The 259-nt window shown below is 44.8% G+C and carries 1 protein-coding gene; it reads left to right on the forward strand.

What is annotated here, in order from left to right:
* Positions 1–52: 52 nt before the first annotated feature.
* On the forward strand, positions 53–259 hold a 207-nt coding region (locus V7756_RS19045), incomplete at its 3' end, for a flagellar motor protein MotB (protein ID WP_335611768.1).

Genomic DNA, 259 nt, shown 5'->3' on the forward strand with positions numbered 1-259 from the left:
TAAAAAACGTAAAGGAGAAACCCCAAGGTCTGCTGAAGCAGCGGCCTCATAAATGGATGAAATTGAAGAAGACGAAGGGCCTGCTGGCCTGCCTGTATGGATGGCCACCTTTGCCGATCTTATGGCATTAATGATGTGCTTTTTCGTATTACTGCTGTCTTTCTCTGAAATGGACGTATTGAAGTTCAAACAAATTGCGGGCTCGATGAACCACGCCTTTGGCGTACAAAACGACATTAAAGCAAAGGATATCCCCAAA

Source organism: Halopseudomonas sp., from assembly GCF_036961105.1.
Taxonomy (GTDB): Bacteria; Pseudomonadota; Gammaproteobacteria; order Pseudomonadales; family Pseudomonadaceae; genus Halopseudomonas.